The sequence below is a fragment of the Lacticaseibacillus kribbianus genome (assembly GCF_020180945.1).
GTDB classification, from domain to species: domain Bacteria; phylum Bacillota; class Bacilli; order Lactobacillales; family Lactobacillaceae; genus Lacticaseibacillus; species Lacticaseibacillus kribbianus.
The window spans coordinates 123,075-145,373 of record NZ_JAIPUL010000001.1; the positions used below are offsets into that span (position 1 = coordinate 123,075).

Sequence of the window (22,299 nt, forward strand, 5' to 3'; positions counted from 1 at the left end):
AAAAAGGAGAAGTCTCGTGAAAAAAATCATCATGGGGATCGTCGGTTACGGCGGCATGGGCTCGCACCACGCGCGCAACCTGATCTCCGTTGAACCTAACGTTGAACTCAAGGGCGCCTATGACATCGACCCCGCGCGCCAAAAGGCCATCGCAGAAGACGGCTTCATCGCCTACGACAGCTACGAGGCGCTTTTGGCCGACCCGGACATCGACTTGGTGCTGGTCGCAACCCCCAACGACCGCCACAAGCCGCTGGCCATTCAGGCACTCGAGGCCGGTAAGAACGTGCTGAGCGAGAAGCCGGCGATGATGTCGCCGCAGGAGCTGGAGGACGTGCTGGCCGTCGCCAAGCAGGCGGGGCGTGAGTTCTTCGTCCACCAGAACCGGCGGTGGGACCCCGATTTTCGCATCGTCACGGCGCTGGTTGAGCAGCAGCAGGCCGGCGAGGTCTTTCGCATCGAGTCGCGCGTCCACGGCGCCAACGGCATTCCGGGCGACTGGCGCCACTACAAGCAGTACGGCGGCGGCATGATCCTCGACTGGGGCGTCCACCTGCTGGACCAGCTGCTTTACCTGCTGGACGGGCCGATCGTGCGCGTGCAGGCCGAGACCAGCCAGGTGCTGGGCAACGACTGCGACGATGGCTTCACCGCGACCTTGACCTGGGCCTCAGGCATCACGGCGGTGGTCGAGGTCGGCACGACCAACTTCATCAAGCTGCCGCGCTGGTACGTCAAGGGCGCGTCGGGCACGGCACAGATCACCGACTGGGACCTGAGCGGTGAGGTGGTCGTCGCCACCGGCGTCGACACCACTGCCCCGACCCCGATTCAGGCCGGCGTCGGGCTGACCAAGACCATGGCGCCGCCGACCGAGGCCGCGATTCGCCGCGAACCGCTGCCGGCCGGCGTGCCGCTTGAGCCAAGCTTCTACGAGAACGTCGCAGAGGTGCTCAACGGTAAGGCCACCCGCATCGTCCAAAACGATGAGGTGCTGCGCGTGCTGCGGCTGATCACGGTAATCTTCAAGGCCGCCGAGACCCACCAGACCCTGCCGTTCGAATAGCTGGAGACATTCGCCTGCCGCTTTGCGGTGGGCGTTTTTTGCGTCCGGCGGGGCGTGTAATTTGGTGCCGAAACCCGTATAATGTAAAGAAAAAAGAGACTGGTGGTAGTTATGGAACTCGTCCAAAAGGCGCCCGCCAAGATCAACCTCAGCTTAGACGCGCTGTACCGCCACCAAGACGGCGAACACGAGTGGCGAATGGTCATGACTGCGGTGGACCTGGCCGATTACGTCCACATCCAGCCGGCAGCAACGATTCAGGTGACCACGGACAGCGGCTTTTTGCCCGAGGACCCGCGCAACTTGGCCTACCAGGCGGCCAAGGCGCTGGCCAGGGCGGCCGGGGTGACGGCCGGCGCGCGCATTCACATCGAAAAACACATCCCCGTCGCCGCGGGCCTGGGCGGCGGCTCCTCCGACGCGGCCGCGGTGCTTAGGGGCCTCAACGACCTCTGGGGGCTCGGCTACAGCAAGGACAAGCTGGCCGCCATCGGCCTGACCGTCGACTCCGACGTGCCGTTTTGCGTCTACTCGCAGACCGCCCTGGTGCGCGGGCGCGGCGAGGTGGTGCAGCCGCTTGGGCCCATGCCCAATTGCTGGGTGGTGCTGGCCAAGCCGCGGGTGTCGGTGTCGACGCCGAGCATCCTGAACGCGATCGACTACTCGCAGCCGCTGCCGCGCCCGGACACCGGCATGGTGATCGAGGGCATCGCGCGGCGCGACTTCGCGCAGATGGCCAGCGGGATGTGCAACAGCCTCGAGCAGGTGACGGCCAGCCGCCACCCGGAGATCACCGAGCTCAAGCACCGCTTCCTGAAGTACGGGGCGACGGTGGCCCAGATGTCGGGCTCCGGCCCCACGGTGTTCGCGCTGTGCGAGCAGCAAAGCCGTGCCGCGCGCGTGTACAACAGCATGAAGGGCTTTTGCCACGAGGTGTACCTGGTGCGCCCGCTGGGGTGAGTCGACCCGCCGCGCCGAACTGGTGCGGCGGTTTTTTTGCCGCCTGGGGCGCCTAGGGGGATTGCGACGGCCGGCTCGGTCCGGCGGAAGGGAGCAGTGGCATGGATCTCAGTGAATCGACCTTTCAGCTGCCGACAGCGGCGAGCCTGACGCCGGCCCAGCGCGGCATCGAGGCGGCGCTGCTGGACTTCGTCGCCGCCCACCGACACGACCCGCAGGCCGCGGTGTTTGTGCTGGAAGGGGATGCGGGGTCGGGTAAAAGCGCGGTGCTGGCCGCCGTTTTTGCCGCCCTGCAGCACCGGGCGCGCACCGCCGGCGACCCGTGGTTCGGGATGCGCAACAAGCTGGTGGTCAACCACAACGAGATGCTCAAGGTCTACTGGGAGCTCGCCGCCAAGGACCCGCTGCTGCGCAAGGCCGACTTCGAGAAGCCCACGCCGCTGCTGAACCGCCTGGCCAAAAAGGGCGAGCGGGCGGACGTCGTGTTCGTCGACGAGGCGCAGCTGCTGTTGAGTCAGCCCGACCCCTTCAACAACTTCCGCGGCCACAACCAGGTGGCGGCACTGTTGCGCGTGGCCGCCGTGGTGGTGCTGGTGGTGGACTTCGCCCAGGTGGTCAAGCTCAAGTCGCGCTGGACGCCAACGACCCTAGCGCAGGCGCTGGCCGGCCACGCGGTGGTGCGCCGCCGGCTGCGCGGTCAGCTGCGGGTCCAGACCCCTGGGGTCAGCGCCTGGATCAACGCGTTCAATCAGGGCCAACTGAGACCGCTGCCGAGGCAGGGGGTGCGGGTGTTTGAAGACGGGCAGCCGCTGGCCGACTGGATTGCGGCGCAGGACCGGCGGGTGGGGCTGTCGCGGATGCTGGCCACCACCGATTTTTCCTTCCGCGTCTTCGGCACCAAGGACTGGTTCGTGCAGGCCGGCACGCTGCAGCTGCCCTGGGACCACATCAACTTCACCGACCGGCCGTGGGCCAGCCGGCCGGAGACGCTGCACGAGGTCGGGTCGGTGTACACCATTCAGGGCTTTGACCTCAACTACGCCGGCGTGATCCTTGGGCCGAGCTTCGGCTACGACGCCACCGCCGACCGCGTGACGGTCGACCCGGCGCGCTTCGAGGACCAGACGGCCTTTCGCCGCCGGGCCGACCTGCCGGACGACGCCGCGGCCAAGCGGGCAATTGTGCGCAACGTCGCGAACATCCTGATGAAGCGCGGCCGATTGGGGCTCGGCCTGTTCGCCACCGACCCGGCGCTCGAGGCGCGGCTGTTGGCGCTGGACCGCGCCGCGCGCGGGCGGTGACAGGAAATCGGCCGGTTGCCGGCCGGGCCGTCACTCACCGAGCGACGGGTGAACGGCCGCGGGCTCGCCGAGCCGGGCGCGGCCCTAGCGGCGGTTGACTTTCCTTGTGACGCCCGGCACAATGGGGGGGTGAATACAAGGCGGTGAATACAGTGCGCGGTGACACCGGAACCTTTCCGGCCGTGCTGGCCTGGGGAGGCCGGCAGGACAGCGCCATACACCGGCAGAGGAGGAGTCGCAATGAAGCATCAACCAAGTCAGGCGTTTCGGTGGGGCATCGTGCTCAACGCCGCGTACATCGTGGCGGAGGTGGCCTTCGGGGTCGCGGTCGGATCGATCGCGCTGGTGGCCGACGCGATGCACAACCTGAGCGACGTCCTGGGGCTTGGCATCGCGTGGTTCGCCGACTGGCTGTCCTGCCGTCAGCCGACGCTCAAGCGCACCTATGGCTACAAGAGCTCCTCGATTCTGGCGGCCCTGATCAACGCGGTGTTCCTGCTGGTCGCGATGGGCGCCATCATCGTCGAGGCGGCCGGCCGCTTCGCCCACGCCGAACCGATTCAAGGCGGCACCGTCATGGCGGTCGCCGGCGTCGGCATCCTGGTCAACGGGGTGACCGCGCTGATGTTTCACGCCGGGCAGTCGCACGACCTGAACATCCGCGGCGCCTTCCTGCACATGGCGGCCGATGCCGGGGTGTCCCTAGGCGTGGTCGTCGCCGGTGGGCTGTACCTGCTGACCGGCTGGACCTGGCTTGATCCGCTGGTGTCGATCCTGGTCGCGCTGGTGGTGCTGGTCAGCACGTGGGGGCTGCTCAAGGACGCGGTGAACCTGGCGATGGCGGCAGTGCCCAAGGCCATCGACCTGGCGAAGGTCCGGCAGCTGATCACCGATTTTCCGACGGTGGTGGGCTGCCACGACCTGCACATCTGGGCGCTGAGCACCACAGATGTCGCGCTGACCGTGCACGTGACGCGCAAGACGGACTGCAACAACGACCAGTTTCTGGAGCAGCTCGGGCGCAAGCTGCGCGACACCTTCGACATCGCGCACGTCACCATCCAGGTCGAGTACGGCGACTACCAGCCGCTGCAGGCGACGGACAATCCTTACTAGCGCATTTGTGAAAAAGCCGGCGACGGCTTTTTTCTTTGTCTGCCAACCGGACAGCATCTGTCCGGTTGGCGGCGAAACCGGAACGAGTCACCCCTGAAAAATCGGCTTTTTCCGGTCAGTTGCGAACAATTGCGAAAAATTGAGCGAAATATCTCGAAATTCCCGGAACAATCCCGTATAATGTTCAAGATTGGTGCAATACACGGCACGATAATCCAAATATTCGGAGTTGGGAGATAACACTATGAAAGTTCGGCGCAGTAACCGCCTGATCGACATGACACGCTACCTGATGGAGCGGCCCCACACGCTGGTGCCGCTGACCTTTTTCTCGAAACGCTACGACTCGGCCAAGTCCTCGATCTCCGAGGACCTGGCGATTGTTCGGCACACCTTCGCCCAGCGCGAAACCGGCATCCTTGAGACGGTGCCCGGCGCGGCCGGCGGGGTGCGGTTCATCCCGACCATCGGGCAAAGCGAGGCGACGGCCTTCATTCAGGACATGGCAACCAGGCTGTGCGAGACCGATCGCCTGCTGCCGGGCGGCTACGTCTACCTGTCCGACCTGCTCGGCACGCCGGACGTCCTGCGCCAGATCGGCCGCCTGATTGCGACCCAGTACCTGGACGCGCACGTCGACGCCGTGATGACCGTCGCGACCAAGGGCATTCCGATTGCGCAAAGCGTCAGCCAGTACCTGAACGTGCCGTTCGTGATCGTGCGCCGCGACTCCAAGATCACCGAGGGCTCGACCGTCAGTGTGAACTACGTGTCGGCCAGCTCCGCGCGGATCGAGAAAATGGAGCTGAGCAAGCGCAGCCTGCCGGCGGGCTCCCGCGTCCTGATCGTCGACGACTTCATGAAGGGCGGCGGCACCGTCAACGGGATGCGCAGCCTGATCGCCGAATTCGACGCCAACTTGGTCGGCATCTCCGTTTTCGCCGAGGGCAACTTCTCGGGCGATCGCATGGTGACCGACTACACCAGCCTGATCCGCGTCGACGAGGTCGACACCAAGGCCAACACACTGCACGCGGTGGCCGGCAACTATCTGGACCACAACGCGGCCCAGTTCGCCGAGCTGGCCAAGCACCTGTCGGTATAACCCAGGGCGTAGCTAATCGCGCCCGCGTTGCGGTGCGGAGCCCGACGATAAAGGCGGAGCAGCGCGGGCTTAGCGAACGCATCGACTTGCCGCGACAAACAATAGGCCGCGACGATAGGTATAGCCCAATTGACAAGCCGAAAAGGTGCGGTTCCCGCACCTTTTTATTTATAATTAAGATAATGGTACGGTGAATTGCAAGTTCACCTGTTCCGGCTTATAGTGGTCTGGTAAGCAAAAATGAAGGAGCAGATTATGGCAGGAAAATACACGATCATTCTGGCCGCGGGCAAGGGCACGCGGATGAAGTCGAAGGTGCACAAGGTGCTGCAGACGCTGTGCGGCAAGACCATGGTGGACCACGTGCTGACGCAGGTCGAAAAGATGCACCCGACGGAGGTCGTCACCGTGATCGGCCACGACGCCGACGCGGTGCGCGAGAGCCTGGGCAACCGCAGCCAGTACGCGCTGCAGGAAAAGCAGCTGGGCACCGGCCACGCGGCGCTTCAGGCGGAGCCGATCCTCGGCGGCAAGGACGGGGTGACGCTGATTGTCTCCGGCGACACGCCGCTTTTGACCGCCGAGACCTTCGAGAAGCTCTTCGCGTACCACCAGGACAAGGGCGCCGCGGCGACCATTCTGACGGCGCAGGCGCCGGACCCGACCGGCTACGGCCGCATCATTCGCAACGAGCTGGGCACCGTGCAGCGCATCGTCGAGCAAAAGGACGCGACGCATGAGGAGGCGCAGGTGACCGAGATCAACACCGGCGTTTTCTGCTTCGATAACAAGCGCCTCTTCGCCGCCTTGCACGAGATGAAAAACGACAACGCGCAGGGCGAGTACTACCTGACCGACGTGATCGAGATCCTCAAGCACGAGGGCGCGGTCATTGCGGCCTACAAGATGACCGACTTCAGCGAGTCCATCGGCGTCAACGACCGCGTCGCGCTGGCCGAGGCGACCCGCGTGATGCAGGCGCGCATCAACCGCCGCCACATGCAAAACGGCGTGAAGCTGATCGATCCGGCGACCACCTACATCGACGCCGGCGTTATGATCGGGGCCGACACCACCGTCGAGCCCGGTGTGCAGCTGCTCGGCCACACCGTGATCGGTGAGGACTGCGTGATCGGCGCCCACTCCAAGATTGTCGATTCGACCCTCGAGGACGGCGTCACCGTCACCAGCTCGACCATCGAGCAGTCGATCATGCACAAGGGCTCGGACATCGGCCCGAACTCCCACCTGCGCCCGCAGTCCGACATCGGCGAAGGCGCGCACCTCGGCAATTTTGTCGAAGTGAAAAAGGCCGTGATTGGCCCTCGCACCAAGGTCGGCCACCTGACCTACGTCGGCGATGCCACGCTTGGGTCCGACATCAACGTCGGTTGCGGCGTCGTGTTCGTCAACTACGACGGCGTCAAGAAGTGGCACACCAGCGTCGGGGACCACAGCTTCATCGGCAGCAATTCGAACATCATCGCTCCGGTTGCCCTGGCCGACCACAGCTTCGTGGCCGCCGGCTCGACCATCACCGACGACGTGCCGTTCCACGCGATGGGCATCGCGCGCGCCCGCCAGGTGAACAAGGAAGACTTCTGGACTCGCACGGCCCTGGCCGACGATCCGGAGTGGAATAAGTAGCAGAATGGGCCGCGGGCAACCGCGGTCTTTTTGTGCACCCAAGGCGAAGCCCCGCCCGACGATACTAGGGCGAAGCAGCGCAACGCGCTGCTTCGCCAGACGATGACCAAGAATTGTCGCACACATCGGCTGATTCGCCGGCCAGAATATTTTCTGAAAACACCGGTGCTCGGTACCGAGACCGCGTCATCCCGCGGCTGCCGCGGCACCGGTGGCGGCACAGTTTGGCGCGCGCCAATGGCACAGCGGGCGAATTTGCGGCAGCTTGCGGGAAAAGCCCGCAAAACGCGTAATCTCTGTTATAATCAAGGGAGCAATGCCCGGAAATCCAGGCGGTTACGGCCGCACGGGGGGATTCGGTGCGGCGTTAGATGGCACTCATTCAAACACATCATGGAGGAAACCATGTCTTACTCTGACCCAAAGTTGAAGATTTTTGCCTTGAACTCGAACAAACCGCTGGCCGAGAAAATCGCGGCCGAAGTTGGCGTCGAACTCGGGAAGTCATCTGTGAACCGGTTTAGCGACGGCGAAATTCAGATCAACATCGAAGAAAGTATCCGTGGGGACGATATCTACCTGATCCAGTCCACCTCAGCCCCGGTCAACGACAACCTGATGGAGCTTCTAATCATGATCGACGCGCTGCGCCGGGCGTCCGCCCACACCATCAGCGTGGTCATGCCTTACTACGGGTACGCCCGTCAGGATCGCAAGGCGCGCTCGCGCGAACCGATCACCGCAAAGCTCGTCGCCAACATGCTCGAGCGCGCCGGCGCCGACCGCGTCCTCGCGCTTGACCTGCACGCCGCTCAGATTCAGGGCTTCTTCGACATTCCGGTCGACCACCTGATGGGTGCGCCGCTTTTGGCCGATTACTTCATCCGCAACGGCTACGCCAACGCCGACACCGTGGTGGTTTCGCCAGACCACGGCGGCGTGACCCGCGCCCGCAAGCTCGCCGAGTTCCTCAAGGCCCCGATTGCCATCATTGACAAGCGCCGTCCGCGTCCGAACGTGGCCGAGGTGATGAACATCGTCGGTAAGGTCTTCGGCAAGCGCTGCATCATCATCGACGACATGATCGACACCGCCGGCACCATCACCCTGGCCGCCCAGGCGCTCAAGGACGCCGGGGCCACCGAGGTACTGGTCGCCGCCACCCACGCGATTTTCTCCGGCCCGGCCGTGGAACGCCTCGAGAACTCCGTGATCTCGCAGGTCGTCGTGACCGACTCGATCAACCTGCCGGAAGAAAAAAAGATGGACAAGCTGGTCATCGTCTCCGTCGGCCCACTGATGGGTCGTGCCATCACCCGCATCCAGGAGAACAAGCCGGTCTCCCCGCTGTTCGAAAACCGCTTCACCAAGTAGAAGACCACCAAAAGCCCTGCACATCGCGTGCAGGGCTTTTTGCGTTTCAGGCAAAGAAAATGCCCCGCACCGATTCGGTGCGGGGCAGGGCTCAGTCAACGATCCGCCCGCCGATGTTCAGCCGGTCGCGCCCGGCGCGCTTGGCCTCGTACAAGAAGCGGTCGGCGCGCTTGTAAACGTCCAGGTAGTGGAGGTCGGCAGCGGAGCCGGTGGCCGTGCCGATGGAAACCGTGATGCTGAAGGGGAGGCCCGAAGCGTTGAACACCAGCGCGTCGAGCCGCGCCTTGAGCGCCTTGGCCACGGTCGCCACCGCGTCCGCCGGAAGATCGGAGACGGCAACGCAGAACTCCTCGCCGCCCAGCCGGTACGCGTTCGCGGTCTGGGGCAGAGCCTGCGCGAAGTCCTGGGTGGTGCGGCCGACGCCCTGCAGCACGGTGTTGCCGATCAGGTGGCCGTGCGTGTCGTTCACGCGCTTGAACCAGTCGATGTCGAGCTCCAAAAGCGTCAGGCGGGGACCTTTTTGGCGGGCCGCGTCGTAGCGGCGGTGCAGGTCCTGATCGAAGGTGCGGAAGTTTTTCAGCCCGGTCAGCTCGTCGAGCTCGATTCGCGATTCGACCTGCAGCTGGTTGATCAGCAGCATGCGGAAGTACTCGTAGCCGCCGGCCGCAAGCACCGCGAAGGCCAGCAGTTGGCGCAGCAGGGCGCTGAAATCGGCCGCCTCCCCGCCGAGGTGCCAGGCCAAAAGCAGCGCAGCCCCGCCGCTCAAAGACAGCAGGGCGAGCATTGCCAGCCGGTTTTGCCAGAAGCGAAAGCCGACGAAGCTCGCGGCGGCCTGGACGCCGATCAGGGTGGTGAGGGTCAGGGCGACCAAGGGCGTCGGTCGGGCCCCGACCAGCGCCGCGTAGCCCAGCGTCTCAAGCGCCCCGATGGCGAACTGCCAGGGGCTTGAGATCAGCAGGTCGAAGATGAAAATGGCGACCACCAGCAGGTTCAGGGCGGTCCAGTGCAGCCCCAGCAGCGGGGTGGCGAAGTGCGTGTTGAGCGCGGCCAGCACCAGCACGTAGCCGGTGTAGCCGGCGGCCAGCGCGAGCTCGATTAGGTCGTGGTGCCGGGCGACCAGCGGGCTTTGGTGCGTCCAGATCCAGTAGAGAAACGACAGCGTCCCGAACAGCACCACCAGGTTGGTGATGGTGGCAAAACCAAAGCTCAGGTTGCCCCATGCGGTGTGGCTCATCATGTGCCCCTTTCCCCCGCGGCGCGGTGCCGCGGTGTCCAACTTCATTCTACTTGTTTGCCCGCGCGCGCAACAGGGGGCTTTACAATCGAAACAAAAACCCTGCGCACGCGCGCAGGGTTTGGTCAGTCTAATCTTACAGGCGCTTGAACACCGGGATCCGCTCGAGCGGGGCGGCCGCGGTGACGGTCTGGCCGCCTTCGTAGGTCTGACCGTCGTCGACGTTTTGCCACTGGCCGGCCGGCAGGTAGACGTCGCGGCTGCGCTCACCGGCGTGCAGGATCGGGGCGACCAGGTAGCGGTCACCGAACATGTACTGGTCCTGCAGCTCCCAGGCCTTGGCGTCGTCCGGGAACTCGTAGAACATGGTGCGCAGAAGCGGCGCGCCGGTGGCACTGGCCTGCTTGAACAGGTCGGCGACGTAAGGCTTGAGGCCGTCGCGAATCTTGAGCTGGTCCTTCATGATCGCAAAGGCGTCCTCGCCGTAGCTCCACAGCTCGTTGGCGTGGCCCGTGTATAGGCTGCCGCCGCCGTGATCCGAGTCGGACAGGGCCGGGATGTCGTGCGGGCCGCGGTCGCCGTGCATCCGCACGAACGGGGTGTAGACGGCGAACTCGAACCAACGCAGCAGCAGCTCCTTGAAGCCCGGGTCGTTGACGTCGTCGGTCATGAAGCCGCCGATGTCGGTGGTCCACCACGGAATGCCGGCCAGGCCCATGTTCAGGCCGGCCGCGACCTGGTCTTCAAGCGCGGCGAAGGTGCTCGGCACGTCGCCGGACCAGATCAACGTCGAGTACTTTTGGCTGCCGGCCCAGCCGGAGCGCACCAGGTGCAGGCGCGGCTCGCCCGGGTGCTCAGCCTCGATGCCGTCCTCGAAGGCCCGCACGTACAGCTGCGGGTAGATGTTGGTGACCTCAAGTGCCGGGCCGAGGTAGTAGCGGTAGTTGTCGTAGTCGTAGACCGCGTAATCCGGCTCGGCATTGTCCAGCCAGAAGCAGTCGATGCCAAAATCGTAGTAGTTTTGCTTGCACTTTTCCCAGATGAACTTGCGCGCCGCCGGGTTGGTGCAGTCGATCTCCAGGCAGTCGCCCTGGAAGTCGTAGGTCTGAATCGAGCCGCGCTCGGTGCGGATCAGGTAGCCCTTGTCGTACATCTCGCCGAAGTTCTCGGACTTGCGGTCAACGGATGGCCAGACGGAGACGACGACCTTGGTGCCCATCGCGTGCAGCTCGTCGCACATCGCCTTGGGATCCGGCCAGTAGTCGCGGTCGAAGTGCCAGTCGCCCTGGCGCGTCCAGTGGAAGAAGTCGATGACGATGATGTCCAGCGGAATGCCCAGCTTCTTGTACTTGCGGGCAACTTCCAGCACCTCGTCTTGGGTGCGGTAGCGCAGCTTGGACTGCCACAGCCCGAGCAGTTTGTCCGGCACGGCCGGCGCGCGGCCGGTCACGGCGGTGTAGTTTTCCACGATGTGGGCCGGGTCGTCGGCGACGGTCAGCCAGTAGTCCAGCTGCTTGGTCGCCGCTGCGTGCCACTCGGTCATGTTTTTGCCGAAGGTGACGGCGCCGACGCCCGGGTGGTTCCACAGGAAGCCGTAGCCGAGGCTCGACACGGCGAAGGGCACGGTGACCTGGGAGTTGCGCTGGGCGAGCTCAAGCGTGCAGCCCTTGAGGTCGAGGTACTTCTGCTGGTACTGGCCCATGCCGAAGATCTTCTCGCCGTCGTTGGCGTCAAAGCGCAGGGTCAACCCGTAGTCGCCGCCGACGATCGGCTTCCAGTCGCGGGCGATGATCTTCAGGCAGCGCGACTCGTCGCTTTCGGTGCCGAAGTACGAGCGGTAGTACTCGCGCAGGATCAGCTTGCCGTCCCTGAAAAAGCTCAGGACGCCGGCCGCGTTGACCGTGGCGCGCAGGCGACCGTTTTCGATCGCGGCGGTGCCGTCGTCGTTGACGGTGATGTCCGCCTGGCGGTCGGCGTTAGCCACCGGCTCGCTCAGCGCCCAGTCGTTGGCGGTGAAGTCCGGGTACTCGGTGACGCGGATGCGCAGGGAATCCTGACCCCAGGCCTCCAGGCGCAGGGTTTCGTTCTGGTGCCCGATGACCAAGGCGCCGTTATCGTTACGATATTCCATAGTAAGCCTCCGTATTAACACGTTGATGATTCGGTGCAATCGCTTATAATGCTAATATACGGTGAATTAGGCGCCATGACTTGACCTAAATTGACCGATTCTAACACGATATTGACAAGGAGGCCGCCATGCCAAAGAAGACGCTGCGCGAGCTGGAACCCCACGGGACGACGCTGTTCCCGCTGCGGGTACACGAATTTGAAAGCGATGCCCTCAGGACCGAGCGCGTGCCGGCCCACTGGCACCCGGAGTGTGAGCTGCTGGTGGTGACGCAGGGTCAAGCCGCGCTGCACGTCGACGGGACGACGGTGACGCTTGGGTTGGGCGACATCGCCCTGCTTTTGCCCGATCAGCTGCACGCGATCACGGCGCCGGTCGGCCCACCGTTCGCCTTTTACGCCGTCGTGTTCGACCCGGTGTTCGTCCGCTCCGCGTCGCCGGACACCCTGCAGCAGCGCTACCTGGACCCGGTGTTCGAGCGCGCGGTGGCGCTGCCGGTGCGCTTCACCGCGGCGGACGCCCAGTACCGCGCACTGCGGCGGGGACTGGACGCGATTCGCGCGGCCGGCACCGCGGCGCGGCCGGGCTACGAGCTGCAGGTCAAGGCCCAGCTGTACCTAGTGTGGGCGGCGCTGTGGGACGCGCGGCAAGGCCCGGTGCCGGCCGCGGCGGAGGGGTCGGCGCACGTCGACCTGGCCAAGGCGGTGATGGCGACCATCCGCACGCACTACGCCGAGCCGCTGACGTTGACCGGGCTGGCGGATAGCTTCAACCTGAGCAAGAGCCACCTGTGCCGGATTTTCAAGGCCGCGACCAAGGCGACGGTCACCGACTACCTCAACGACCAGCGCATCGACCAGGCCCAGCGGCTTTTGGCGACCACCGCGACGCCGATCGGCGAGATCGCGGGGCAGGTCGGCTTCAACAACATCTCGTACTTCAACAAGCTCTTCTTGAGGCGCTGCCACCAGACCCCGCGCGCGTACCGCGCGGCGCAGCAAGGGTAGGCACCGGGCTGAGGTGCGGGGCCGTCGCCGCGGTGTAACGCTTGGCTGGCACGGCCACCGGCGCTGCCGCCGCTCGTGTCGGGTTGGCGCATCGGGGGCCCGCTTTTTCCAGACCGGGAGCTGCCGTGGCCTTCACAGACTTTTTTGGGCGCCGCGCTTCTTTATCAGAAGCGCGGTTTTTCGTGCGCAGGCGGCGCCATGAATCCGCTTGCTTTTGCGCAAAAATACGCTATGATGAATCTGAATCTTGTTTGTAAGCTATACGAACGAACCCCTAGGAGGCCATGATGACATACCGTAATCCTGTTGTGCCGGGCTTTTACCCGGACCCCAGCGCCATTCGCGTCGGGGACACCTACTACCTGGTGAACAGCTCCTTCAACTATTTCCCGGGCGTGCCGCTGTTTGAAAGCCACGACCTGGTGAACTGGACCCAGATCGGCCACGTGCTGACGCGGCCGAGCCAGCTGCCGCTCAAGGGTGCCGGCACCGGCGGCGGCATCTACGCGCCGACGCTGCGCTACAACGACGGGCGCTTCTACATGGTCACCACCAACGTCAGCTTCGGCGGCAACTTCTACGTCTACACCGACGACATTCACGGCGAGTGGTCCGACCCGATCGCCGTGGAGCAGGGCGGCATCGACCCGTCGCTTTACTTCGAGGACGGGCACGCCTACTTCATGAGCAACGGCGACGACGATGAAGGCAACCACGGCATCACGCAGTGCGAGATCGACATCGCAACCGGCAAGAAGCTCACGCCGTCCAAGGTGATCTGGACCGGCGCCGGCGGCCGCTACCTAGAAGGCCCGCACCTGTACAAGGTCGACGGGTCCTACTACCTGCTTGCCAGCGAAGGCGGCACCGAGTACGGCCACATGATGGTGTACGCGCGCGGGGACAACCCGTTCGGGCCGTTCACAAACTACGCGGGCAACCCCGTTTTGACCAACCGCAACCTCGGCGGCTACCAGATTCAGGGCACCGGCCACGCCGACCTGGTCGACGACGGCCACGGCCACTGGTTCCTGATCCACCTAGCGTTCCGTCAGCTGGACCGCTGGATCCAGCACCACACCCTGGGCCGCGAGACCTACCTGACGCCGGTGCAGTTCGGGGCGGACGGCTGGTTCACCGCCGGCGACCACGGCACCACCCGCGCGGTGATGTCGGCACCGGGCCTGGAAAACGTGGTGCAAAAGCCGCGCCTGCTGCCGCTGTCCTTCCACAACACGGCGATCGGCCGCGAGTGGGTGACGCTGCGCGAGCCGGACTCGGCGCGCTACTGCTTCGACCAGGACGTCTTGGCCCTGCGTCCCAACCAGTACGGCCTCGAGGAGCGTGAGGTCAGCCCGACCGCGCTGTTCATGCGCCAGCGGGCATTCTTCTCGACCGTCCGCGTGACCGTCGACGTCACCGCCAACGCGGCGGGGCTTGCCGCCTACATGACAGAGGACCTGCACTACGACGCGATCGTGGAGCGGGTCGAAGACCAGGTCAAGGTCGCCCGGCGCCTGCGCGTCGGCCCCGCGACGACGACCGACCACGTGCACGTGCTGCCGGCCGGGCCGGTCACGTTGATCCTTGAGACCACGAACTACCAGTACCATTTTTACGCGGAGGCTGACGGCGAGCGCTTTGACCTCGGTGAGGCGGACGCGCACTACCTGTCCAGCGAAAACGCCGGCAACTTCACCGGCGTGATGCTCGGCCTGTTCACGGAGCAGACCGATGAACCGGACGCCGACTGGATCAAGTTCTCGGACTTTGCGATTGAGTACCCGAAGGAGGAAGACGTCGAATGAACGCACGGGACAAGGCCACCGAGCTGGTTGCACAACTGACACTGGATGAGAAAATCGGCCTGTTGTCGACGCACCAAAAGCCGGTGGCGCGGCTGCACCTCGCCGCCTTCAACATCGGCGGCGAGGCGGCCCACGGCATCGTGGACCGCGAGCGCTACCACCTGACCAGCTTTCCGATTCCGCTGACGCTGGCGCAGACCTGGGACCCCGAGCTCGCCAAGCGCGCCGGCCATGTGGTCGGCACCGAGGCGCGCGCCTTGTACAACACCACCGGCCGTTCCGGGCGCCTGATGCCTTGGGCGCCGACAATCGATATGGAGCGCGACCCGCGGTGGGGCCGCAACGAGGAGGCGTACGGTGAGGATCCGCGCCTGGCCGGCAGTGTGGCCGGGGGTTACATCGACGGCATGCAGGGCGACGGCGACTTTCTGCTGGTCGCCGCGGCGCCGAAGCACTTCATGGCCAACAACACCGAGGCCAAGCGCGGCAGCGAGTCCAACTCGCTGACCCCGCACATGAAGCACGAGTACTACCTGCGCCCGTTCAAGTTCGCCTTCAAGGAGCACCACGCCCAGTCGATGATGACCGGCTACAACGGCGTCAACGGCGTGCCGATGATGCAGTCGCCGGAACTCAAGGCGACGGTCAAGGGCGCCTGGGGGATGGACGGCTGCATCGTGACCGACGGCGGCGCGCTGACGCTGAACGTCGAGGACTACCACTACTACGACCACTTCTCCGACGCCGTGGCCGACGCGCTGAAAAAGGGCATCGACTGCTTCGTCGACGACGCGGACAAGGTGGAGGCGGCCGCGCGGGCGGCGCTTGCCGCCGGCCAGATCAGCGTGCAGGACATCACGACGGCCGTGACCAACACCCTGACCGTGCGCGCGCGGCTGGGGCAGCTGGAGGACGTCGAGCCCTTCGCCGAGTACCAGGCGGCCACCATCGGCACCGCGGCCAGCGACGCCGTGGCCCAGGCGGTCACGACCGGCGGGACGGTGCTTTTGGCAAACCGCGACCGCACGCTGCCGCTGACGGCGGAGGACCGCGTGCTTTTGACCGGGCCGGCCGCCGACCGCTTCGTGCGCGACTGGTACGCGACGCTGCCGCAAAACACCCAGACGCTGGCCGCGGGGCTGCAAGACGCCCTGGGTGAGCGGGTGGACGTGGTCAACAGCAACGACTACGCGACGCTGACGCTGGATGCCGACGTCGCCGCCGACGCCGGACTGGCCGGGCTGACCTACGAGATCGAGCGCCTGCAGGAGGGCCAGGTCTTCCTGCGCGACCGCGCAAGCCACCGCTACCTGCGCCTGACCGAGGACGGCCAGCTGATCCTCAACCAGACCGAGGTCTACGACTGGGTGATCCGCGAGGCCTTCGTGCTGCGGCCGGACGGCGAGCTGTTCGCCGTCGCCCACGACTTCGCCGCCAGCGACCGCAACTCGCTGCACGCCGGCGGCCTCGGCCAGCGCATCGGCCGCGTCACCGTGGTGGACGCCGGGGAGGCCCGCGTGCTCGCGGCGCTGCCGGGGCACACCAAGGCCATCGTGGCCGGCGGCAACCACCCGCTTTTGATCGCGCGGGAAACCGAGGACCGGCCGGACATCGCGCTGCCGCAAGCGCTTGAGGCGCTGATCGACGCGGTGCACGACACTGGCACCAAGACCGTCGCCGTTTTGATCGCCGGATACCCGTTCGACGTCTCCAAGCTGCGAACCGACGCGCTCTTGACCGTCGGGTACGCCGGGCAGTCGCTCGGCGCAGCCCTTGCGGACGTGTTGACCGGTGCCGTGGCACCGACCGGCAAGCTTGCGCAGACGTGGTACAACGCCGACTGGCCCGCCGGCAGCATGCGCGAGTACGACATCGAAAAGCGCCGGCTGACCTACCAGTACGCCGACCCGAAGACGGTCAGCTACCCGTTCGGCTACGGCCTGACGTACGGCAAGCTGCGGCTGCTGTCGGCCGCCGTTCACCGGGCGGGAACCGCGGTGACCATCAGCGTCGACGTCTGCAACCATGAGGACCACGCCGTCACCGACACCGTCCAGGCCTACCTGAACGGGGAGCACCTGGAAGGCCGCCTGGATCGCCACCAGCTGGTCGCGTTCCAGAAGCTGACCGTTGAGGCCGGCGCGACCGCCCAGCTGACGCTGTCCGCCGACCTCGCCGACTTCGCCTGGTACGACGCCAAGCGCCGCCGGCCGATTTTCCCGGTCGGTGACTACACACTGAGCGTCGGCTTCAACGCCCAGGACCGCGCCGCAGTGCTGGCGCTGCCGAGCCTCGGTCAGGCGATTGACCCGTACGACCTGGCGCAGCCGCTTGCGGCCAAGGCCTTCGACCAAAGCGCGTCGGCGACGTTGACCACCGTGGCTGATCACTACGAGGTCGTGGCGCTGGCGGCGGGTGGCAGCGTGACCTACGACCACGTCGCGGTGTCCGGCACGCTTCAGGTCTGGCTGTACGCCGAGACCGCGGGCAAACTAAAAGCCGCCTCGCAGGGCGAGACGGCAGAGGTGGCGCTGAACGGTGAAGCGGGGCTGCAGGCCGTTGACCTGCGGCTGGCCGGGGGGTTAGACCAGTCGCTGACGCTGACAACCGATGTCCCGGTAACGCTGGTGCGCCTGAACACGACACCGGACAAATAAATCCAAATTGGTTAGTAAATTATATTTACAAATAAACGAAAGCGTTCTATAATACAGGATGTTGAAGCGCTTCCAGCTTTTTTTCAGATTTCGTCGGTGTATTTGGCCAAGATCCGCCGGTACGCGAAGGCCTTGATGTACTGCCAGAAGGCGAAGCCGAAAATCAGAGACATGGCGCGACCAATATTAGTCAGGTAAAAAATGATGAATGCGGCGCCATCAATGGCGACCAGCAGCAGCACCCGGAAGAAATTCGGGATGATCATCAAGGCGGCGTTCTTGAAGGTCTGGCGCACGGTGTTTTGGAACAGGCCGAGCAGTGGCAACACGAGCTCGGCAATCAGTCCCAAGACGACGGCGGCCACGATCATCACGACGAGCACCGGCGTGGCCCAGAAGTTGGGGTTGCCGCGCCAAAAGGCGATGTTGAACCCGAACACCGCGGCGAGCGCCAAGAGGATCAGCCACGTGCCGGTTGCCTGCTTGAAATTCTTCGTGAAGTGGTGCCAGTAAGTGCGGGTCAGCTTGGTGGACTCGATTCGCAGGTAACGCTGCTGCGTCGCTTGCATGGCAGTGAGGGCGGCTCCGATCGTGACGATCGGCAGGCACGTCAGCAGAAACACCCAGTTGAGCACCGCGAAGCTGGCCAGCGTACCCATGAAGCGGAAGAACGAACTGTTCGGATTGAACTTCAACTCGATCACCTGGTTTCTCAAAATTGTGATAACGCTGTTCATCATAGCCTACTAATTTCGTACCTGGCAAGTCTATTTATTTCGAGGGGGATCATCATGCAAAACATCACCGCGGATCAACCGATTTCAGACAAGGAGCGCCAGAAGCAGCGCAAGAAGGCCGCTGCCAAGCGCGGCAAGCAGATGTGGCTGCTTCTGGCCCCGTTCCTAATCCTCGTGGTTTTATTCTCATACCTACCGCTTTTCGGCTGGGTATACGCCTTTTTCGACTATGAGCCGCCAATCCCACTGTCGCAAAGCGAGTTCGTGGGGCTGCAGTGGTTCAAGATGATGGTTCAGAACTCGACGCAGATGCACCAGATCCTGCAGGTGCTGCTGAACACCTTCGCGATGAGCCTGCTGAACATCGTGACCTCGTTCTTCCCGGTGCTGTTTGCCATCGGGCTCAACGAGATTCGCAGCAAGCACTTCAAGAACGTCATCCAGACGCTGACCACGCTGCCGAACTTCATCTCCTGGGTGCTGGTTTACTCCATCGCCTTCGCGATGTTCTCGTCCGGCGGCATGGTCAACGACCTGCTGCAAAACCTGCACCTGATCACCGAACCGCTGAAGTTCTTGGATTCCGACTCTCACACCTGGCTGAAGATGCTGCTGTGGAGCACGTGGAAAGGCCTTGGGTGGGGCTCGATCATCTACCTGGCCGCGATCACCGGCATTGACCCGGAGCTTTACGAGGCCGGGCGTGTCGATGGCGCCAACCGCCTGCAGCTGATCCGCTACATCACGGTGCCGGCCCTGATGCCGACCTACTTCGTCATGCTGATGCTGGCCGTCTCCAACTTCCTGAACAACGGGATGGATCAGTACTTCGTCTTCCAAAACGCGTTCAACCAGACCCACATCCAGGTGCTTGACCTGTACGTTTACAACGTCGGGATGGGCCAAAACAGTCTGTCGTACGCGACGGCGATCTCGATGCTGAAGAGTCTGGTGTCCGTGGCCTTGCTGTTCATCGTCAACAAGGTCTCGCAAAAGACGCGCGGCGAGTCCATCATCTAGCCGGGAAAGGAGCTAAGTCATGAGTAACATCGAAAAAAACGAAGTCACCAACGGCGAGCGCGTTTTCCGCGTCTTCAACATCCTGTTTTTCATCGTGTTCACGCTGTTGTGCATCTACCCGTTCTACTACCTGATCATCAACACCATCTCGGCCAACGACCTGTCGGCCAACGGCGCCATCAACTGGCTGCCTAAGCACATCCAGTTCGAAAACTACGTGCAGGTCTTCAAGCTCGACGGCCTGGGCCTCGCCGCCCTGGTCTCCGTCGGCCGTACCGTCATCGGGACCGCACTGACCGTCTTCGCCTCGGCGTTCATGGGCTTCATGTTCACCCGCGAGAAGATGTGGAAGCGCAAGTTCTGGTACCGCTTCGTCATCATCACCATGTACTTCAACGCCGGGCTGATCCCGATGTTCATCACCATGAAGAACCTGGGCCTGACCAACAGCTTCTGGGTCTACGTGCTGCCTGGCATCGTTGCCCCGTTCAACATCATCTTGGTCAAGACCTACATCGAAAGCCTGCCGCGCTCCCTCGAGGAGGCCGCCGAGCTTGACGGCGCCTCGACCTGGCAGGTGTTCTGGCAGATCATCCTGCCAAGCTGCACGCCGATTCTGGCGACCGTCGCGATTTTCTCCGCCGTCGGGCAGTGGAACTCCTTCCAAGACACCCTGATCTACATCACCGACCAGAAGCTCTACTCGCTGCAGTACCTGCTGTACCAGTACATCAACCAGGCCAGCTCGCTGGCCGCCATGGTCAAGAACTCGGGCGGTGGCCTGAATTCCGTCGCCGCGGTTGCCACGGCGCAGACGCCGACCTCGATTCGCATGACCGTCTCGATCGTCGTCGTCCTTCCGATCATGTTCATTTACCCAATGTTCCAGCGTTACTTCACTAAAGGCATCATGCTTGGCGCCGTTAAAGGCTGATTGCATCATTTGCACCTGTTTCACAAAATTTGGTGGCCAAGCCACCAACTAGGGGGACTTAGTATCATGAGTAAGAAACGCGTTTTGTACACGCTGGTTGCCGCGAGCGCATTGCTTCTGGCAGCCTGCAGCAGCAACTCGGGTTCCAAAGACACAAGCAAGGCGGAAAAAGACGACGGCAAGATGATGACCGTCACCGTCTACGATGACCTCGCCAACTTCCAAGGGACGCCGAAGGGCTGGTTCGAGAAGTACATCGAAAAGAAGTTCAAGATCAAGCTCAACATGGTTGCGCCTAACGTGGCCGGCGGTGGCAACACGCTGTACGATACCCGCACGGCGGCCGGCAACCTGGGTGATCTGATCATCACCGGGACCAACCACGTGGCCAAGCTGGCCAAGGCCGGCCTTTTGACCGACATGACGCCTTACATGGACGGCAAGACCTACCTGAAGAAGTACAGCGGCGCGACGGACTCCATCACCAAGCTGGCCAACAAGAAGGGCATCTGGGGCATCAACTCCAGCGTTTCCGCCAACTCGCCGACCACGCCTTCCGAAGGCCTGGAGCCAACCACGGCGCCGTACATCCGCTGGGATCTCTACAAGGAAATCGGCTACCCGAAGATCAAGAACACCGATGACCTGATCAACGTGTTGAAGGACATGCAGGCTCAGGCCCGCAAGGATGAAGGCAAAAACGACATCTACGCGATCTCCCTGTTCAAGGACTGGGACTCCAACATGATGCAAAACGCCGGCCAGAACCTCGCGTTCTACGGCTACGAAGTCAACCAGGGCTTCGTCCTGAGCAAGGGCGACAAGTACCAGAGCATGATCGACTCCAACAGCCAGTACGTCAAGGGCCTGCGCTTCCTGAACAAGGCCAAGCAGGCTGGGCTGGTCGATCCTGAATCGACGACCCAGAACTGGGACACCCTGTACTCCAAGTACCAAAACGGCAAGGTCCTGTTCTCCTACTGGGCATTCCAGGGCCAGGGCGCTTACAACACGACCGAACACACCGCGGAAGGCAAGGGCTTCGAGCTTGCACCGCTTGACAACGCCAAGATCTACAGTGTCGGCTCCATGCCGGACGGCAACAGCACCTTCATCGGCGTCGGCTCCAAGGCCAAGAACAAGGCCCGTCTGGTCAAGTTCATCAACTGGCTGTACAGCCCAGAAGGCGTCCAGGTTCAACAGGCGCAATCCACCGGCTACTCCGCCGGCATCAAGGGCCTGACCTGGAAGATGCAAGACGGCAAGCCGGTCTTGACCGACTTTGGTAAGAAGGCCTTCCTTGAAGGCGGCACCGTCAAGATGCCTGCCGAGTACGGCGGCGGCACCTGGAAGGACGGCATCTCCACGCTGAACTTCGTTGCGGTCAACCAGTACGACAAGGATCCTTCGACCGGCTACAAGTACGGCTACGTCACCTGGCCTTCAGTTTTGAAGCTGAACGCCACCAAGCTTTCCAAGGACTGGTCCGAGCACATGGGCGGCGCCACCAGCTCCATGCAGTACCTGACCAAGAACAACCGTCTGCTGGTCGGTGCCGGCGTTTCCTACACCGCGCCTGAAGACGATTCCCAGATTAGCACCATGCGTGGGACCATCGGCACCCAGGTCAAGAACTCCAGCTGGAAGCTCGCCATGGCCAAGAGCGATTCCGAGTTCAACTCCCTGTTGGCAAGCATGCAAAAGACGGTCAAGGGCTTGGGTTACGAACAGGTCTACAAGGTTGACCTGAAGAACTCCAAGGCCAAAAACGCCCTGCGCGCCAAGCTGATCAAGCAGTACAAGGAAGAAAACTAGCTTTCGGTAATTCGCGTCAACATTCGGTTGTGAGGCCGTTGCACTGAGAGGTGCAACCCGCCTCATCCGGTTGACCCGCCTTGCATGACAAGGCGGGCGACCCGGGTGAAGCGAGTCGACGCGACTTGCAGGCACCACAACACAAGAACAAATAGGCTGAGCCGACGGCCACGGCGGATCGTGTGGACATGAATACGGGTGCAAGACGGTGTGTGCGGTCTTGCACCTTTTTCTGTTCCGCGGGGTTGCGACCGGTTCGCGCCGCCATCCGACATGGTGGCGCGACGGCGACCTCGCGGAAACGGGAAACACGCGCAGTCGAAGCGCATCAGGGGCCAGGATGCGGTGGCCGGATGCAGCGTCGCGCCTCACCGCACCGACTCAGTC

The 22,299-nt window shown here is 63.6% G+C and carries 16 protein-coding genes; 13 read left to right on the forward strand and 3 right to left on the reverse strand.

The genetic code is table 11. The features are described 5' to 3' along the window. Positions 1 to 16 precede the first annotated feature (16 nt). The 7 genes from LE416_RS00655 (at position 17) to LE416_RS00685 (ending at position 8,569) form a co-directional block, all read left to right on the forward strand. The gene (locus LE416_RS00655; RefSeq protein ID WP_420844366.1) at positions 17 to 1,066 is read left to right on the forward strand and encodes a Gfo/Idh/MocA family oxidoreductase; all 1,050 of its coding nucleotides are present in this window, start codon (positions 17 to 19) and stop codon (positions 1,064 to 1,066) included. Between the two features lie 111 nt (positions 1,067 to 1,177). After that, positions 1,178 to 2,026, forward strand: coding sequence for a 4-(cytidine 5'-diphospho)-2-C-methyl-D-erythritol kinase (gene ispE / locus LE416_RS00660; protein ID WP_225046577.1), 849 nt, complete (start codon positions 1,178 to 1,180; stop codon positions 2,024 to 2,026). Between the two features lie 101 nt (positions 2,027 to 2,127). Next, on the forward strand, positions 2,128 to 3,327 hold the full coding sequence (locus LE416_RS00665) for a DNA/RNA helicase domain-containing protein (RefSeq protein ID WP_225046578.1): 1,200 nt from the start codon (positions 2,128 to 2,130) through the stop codon (positions 3,325 to 3,327). A gap of 240 nt (positions 3,328 to 3,567) precedes the next feature. Further along, on the forward strand, positions 3,568 to 4,443 hold the full coding sequence (locus tag LE416_RS00670) for a cation diffusion facilitator family transporter (protein ID WP_225046579.1): 876 nt from the start codon (positions 3,568 to 3,570) through the stop codon (positions 4,441 to 4,443). A 244-nt stretch (positions 4,444 to 4,687) separates the two neighbouring features. Continuing rightward, on the forward strand, positions 4,688 to 5,548 hold the full coding sequence (gene purR / locus LE416_RS00675) for a pur operon repressor (protein WP_225046580.1): 861 nt from the start codon (positions 4,688 to 4,690) through the stop codon (positions 5,546 to 5,548). Positions 5,549 to 5,803: 255 nt separating this feature from the next. Next, entirely contained in the window at positions 5,804 to 7,195 is a 1,392-nt protein-coding gene (gene glmU, locus LE416_RS00680) for a bifunctional UDP-N-acetylglucosamine diphosphorylase/glucosamine-1-phosphate N-acetyltransferase GlmU (RefSeq protein WP_225046581.1), read from the forward strand. A gap of 405 nt (positions 7,196 to 7,600) precedes the next feature. Beyond that, a complete protein-coding gene (locus LE416_RS00685) occupies positions 7,601 to 8,569 on the forward strand; it encodes a ribose-phosphate diphosphokinase (RefSeq protein ID WP_225046582.1) in 969 nt (322 codons plus the stop codon). Between the two features lie 91 nt (positions 8,570 to 8,660). Here the strand turns inward: LE416_RS00685 and LE416_RS00690 are convergent, their stop codons facing one another. Next, the gene (locus tag LE416_RS00690) at positions 8,661 to 9,806 is read right to left on the reverse strand and encodes a GGDEF domain-containing protein (protein ID WP_225046583.1); all 1,146 of its coding nucleotides are present in this window, start codon (positions 9,804 to 9,806) and stop codon (positions 8,661 to 8,663) included. Positions 9,807 to 9,939: 133 nt separating this feature from the next. Beyond that, complete coding sequence (locus LE416_RS00695) at positions 9,940 to 11,934, reverse strand: glycoside hydrolase family 31 protein (protein ID WP_225046584.1); 1,995 nt, start codon at positions 11,932 to 11,934, stop codon at positions 9,940 to 9,942. Between the two features lie 128 nt (positions 11,935 to 12,062). On the opposite strand from LE416_RS00695, the gene LE416_RS00700 reads away from it, so the two are divergent. From LE416_RS00700 to LE416_RS00710, 3 genes are all read left to right on the forward strand, one after another. Further along, positions 12,063 to 12,941, forward strand: a complete 879-nt coding sequence (locus tag LE416_RS00700) for a helix-turn-helix transcriptional regulator (RefSeq protein WP_225046585.1) — start codon at positions 12,063 to 12,065, stop codon at positions 12,939 to 12,941. A gap of 287 nt (positions 12,942 to 13,228) precedes the next feature. Beyond that, positions 13,229 to 14,749, forward strand: a complete 1,521-nt coding sequence (locus LE416_RS00705) for a glycoside hydrolase family 43 protein (protein ID WP_225046586.1) — start codon at positions 13,229 to 13,231, stop codon at positions 14,747 to 14,749. After that, entirely contained in the window at positions 14,746 to 17,406 is a 2,661-nt protein-coding gene (locus tag LE416_RS00710; protein ID WP_225046587.1) for a glycoside hydrolase family 3 N-terminal domain-containing protein, read from the forward strand. The genes LE416_RS00705 and LE416_RS00710 overlap by 4 nt, the downstream gene beginning before the upstream one ends. Positions 17,407 to 17,489: 83 nt before the next feature. Here LE416_RS00710 and LE416_RS00715 read toward each other — a convergent pair whose 3' ends face one another. Then, on the reverse strand, positions 17,490 to 18,146 hold the full coding sequence (locus LE416_RS00715; protein WP_225046588.1) for a YesL family protein: 657 nt from the start codon (positions 18,144 to 18,146) through the stop codon (positions 17,490 to 17,492). 51 nt (positions 18,147 to 18,197) lie between these two features. On the opposite strand from LE416_RS00715, the gene LE416_RS00720 reads away from it, so the two are divergent. The 3 genes from LE416_RS00720 (at position 18,198) to LE416_RS00730 (ending at position 21,912) form a co-directional block, all read left to right on the forward strand. Further along, on the forward strand, positions 18,198 to 19,163 hold the full coding sequence (locus LE416_RS00720; RefSeq protein WP_225046589.1) for an ABC transporter permease: 966 nt from the start codon (positions 18,198 to 18,200) through the stop codon (positions 19,161 to 19,163). Between the two features lie 19 nt (positions 19,164 to 19,182). Beyond that, positions 19,183 to 20,097: a carbohydrate ABC transporter permease gene (locus LE416_RS00725; protein WP_225046590.1), complete on the forward strand. Its 915-nt coding sequence runs from the start codon at positions 19,183 to 19,185 to the stop codon at positions 20,095 to 20,097. A 66-nt stretch (positions 20,098 to 20,163) separates the two neighbouring features. After that, entirely contained in the window at positions 20,164 to 21,912 is a 1,749-nt protein-coding gene (locus tag LE416_RS00730; protein WP_225046591.1) for an extracellular solute-binding protein, read from the forward strand. Positions 21,913 to 22,299: the final 387 nt, after the last annotated feature.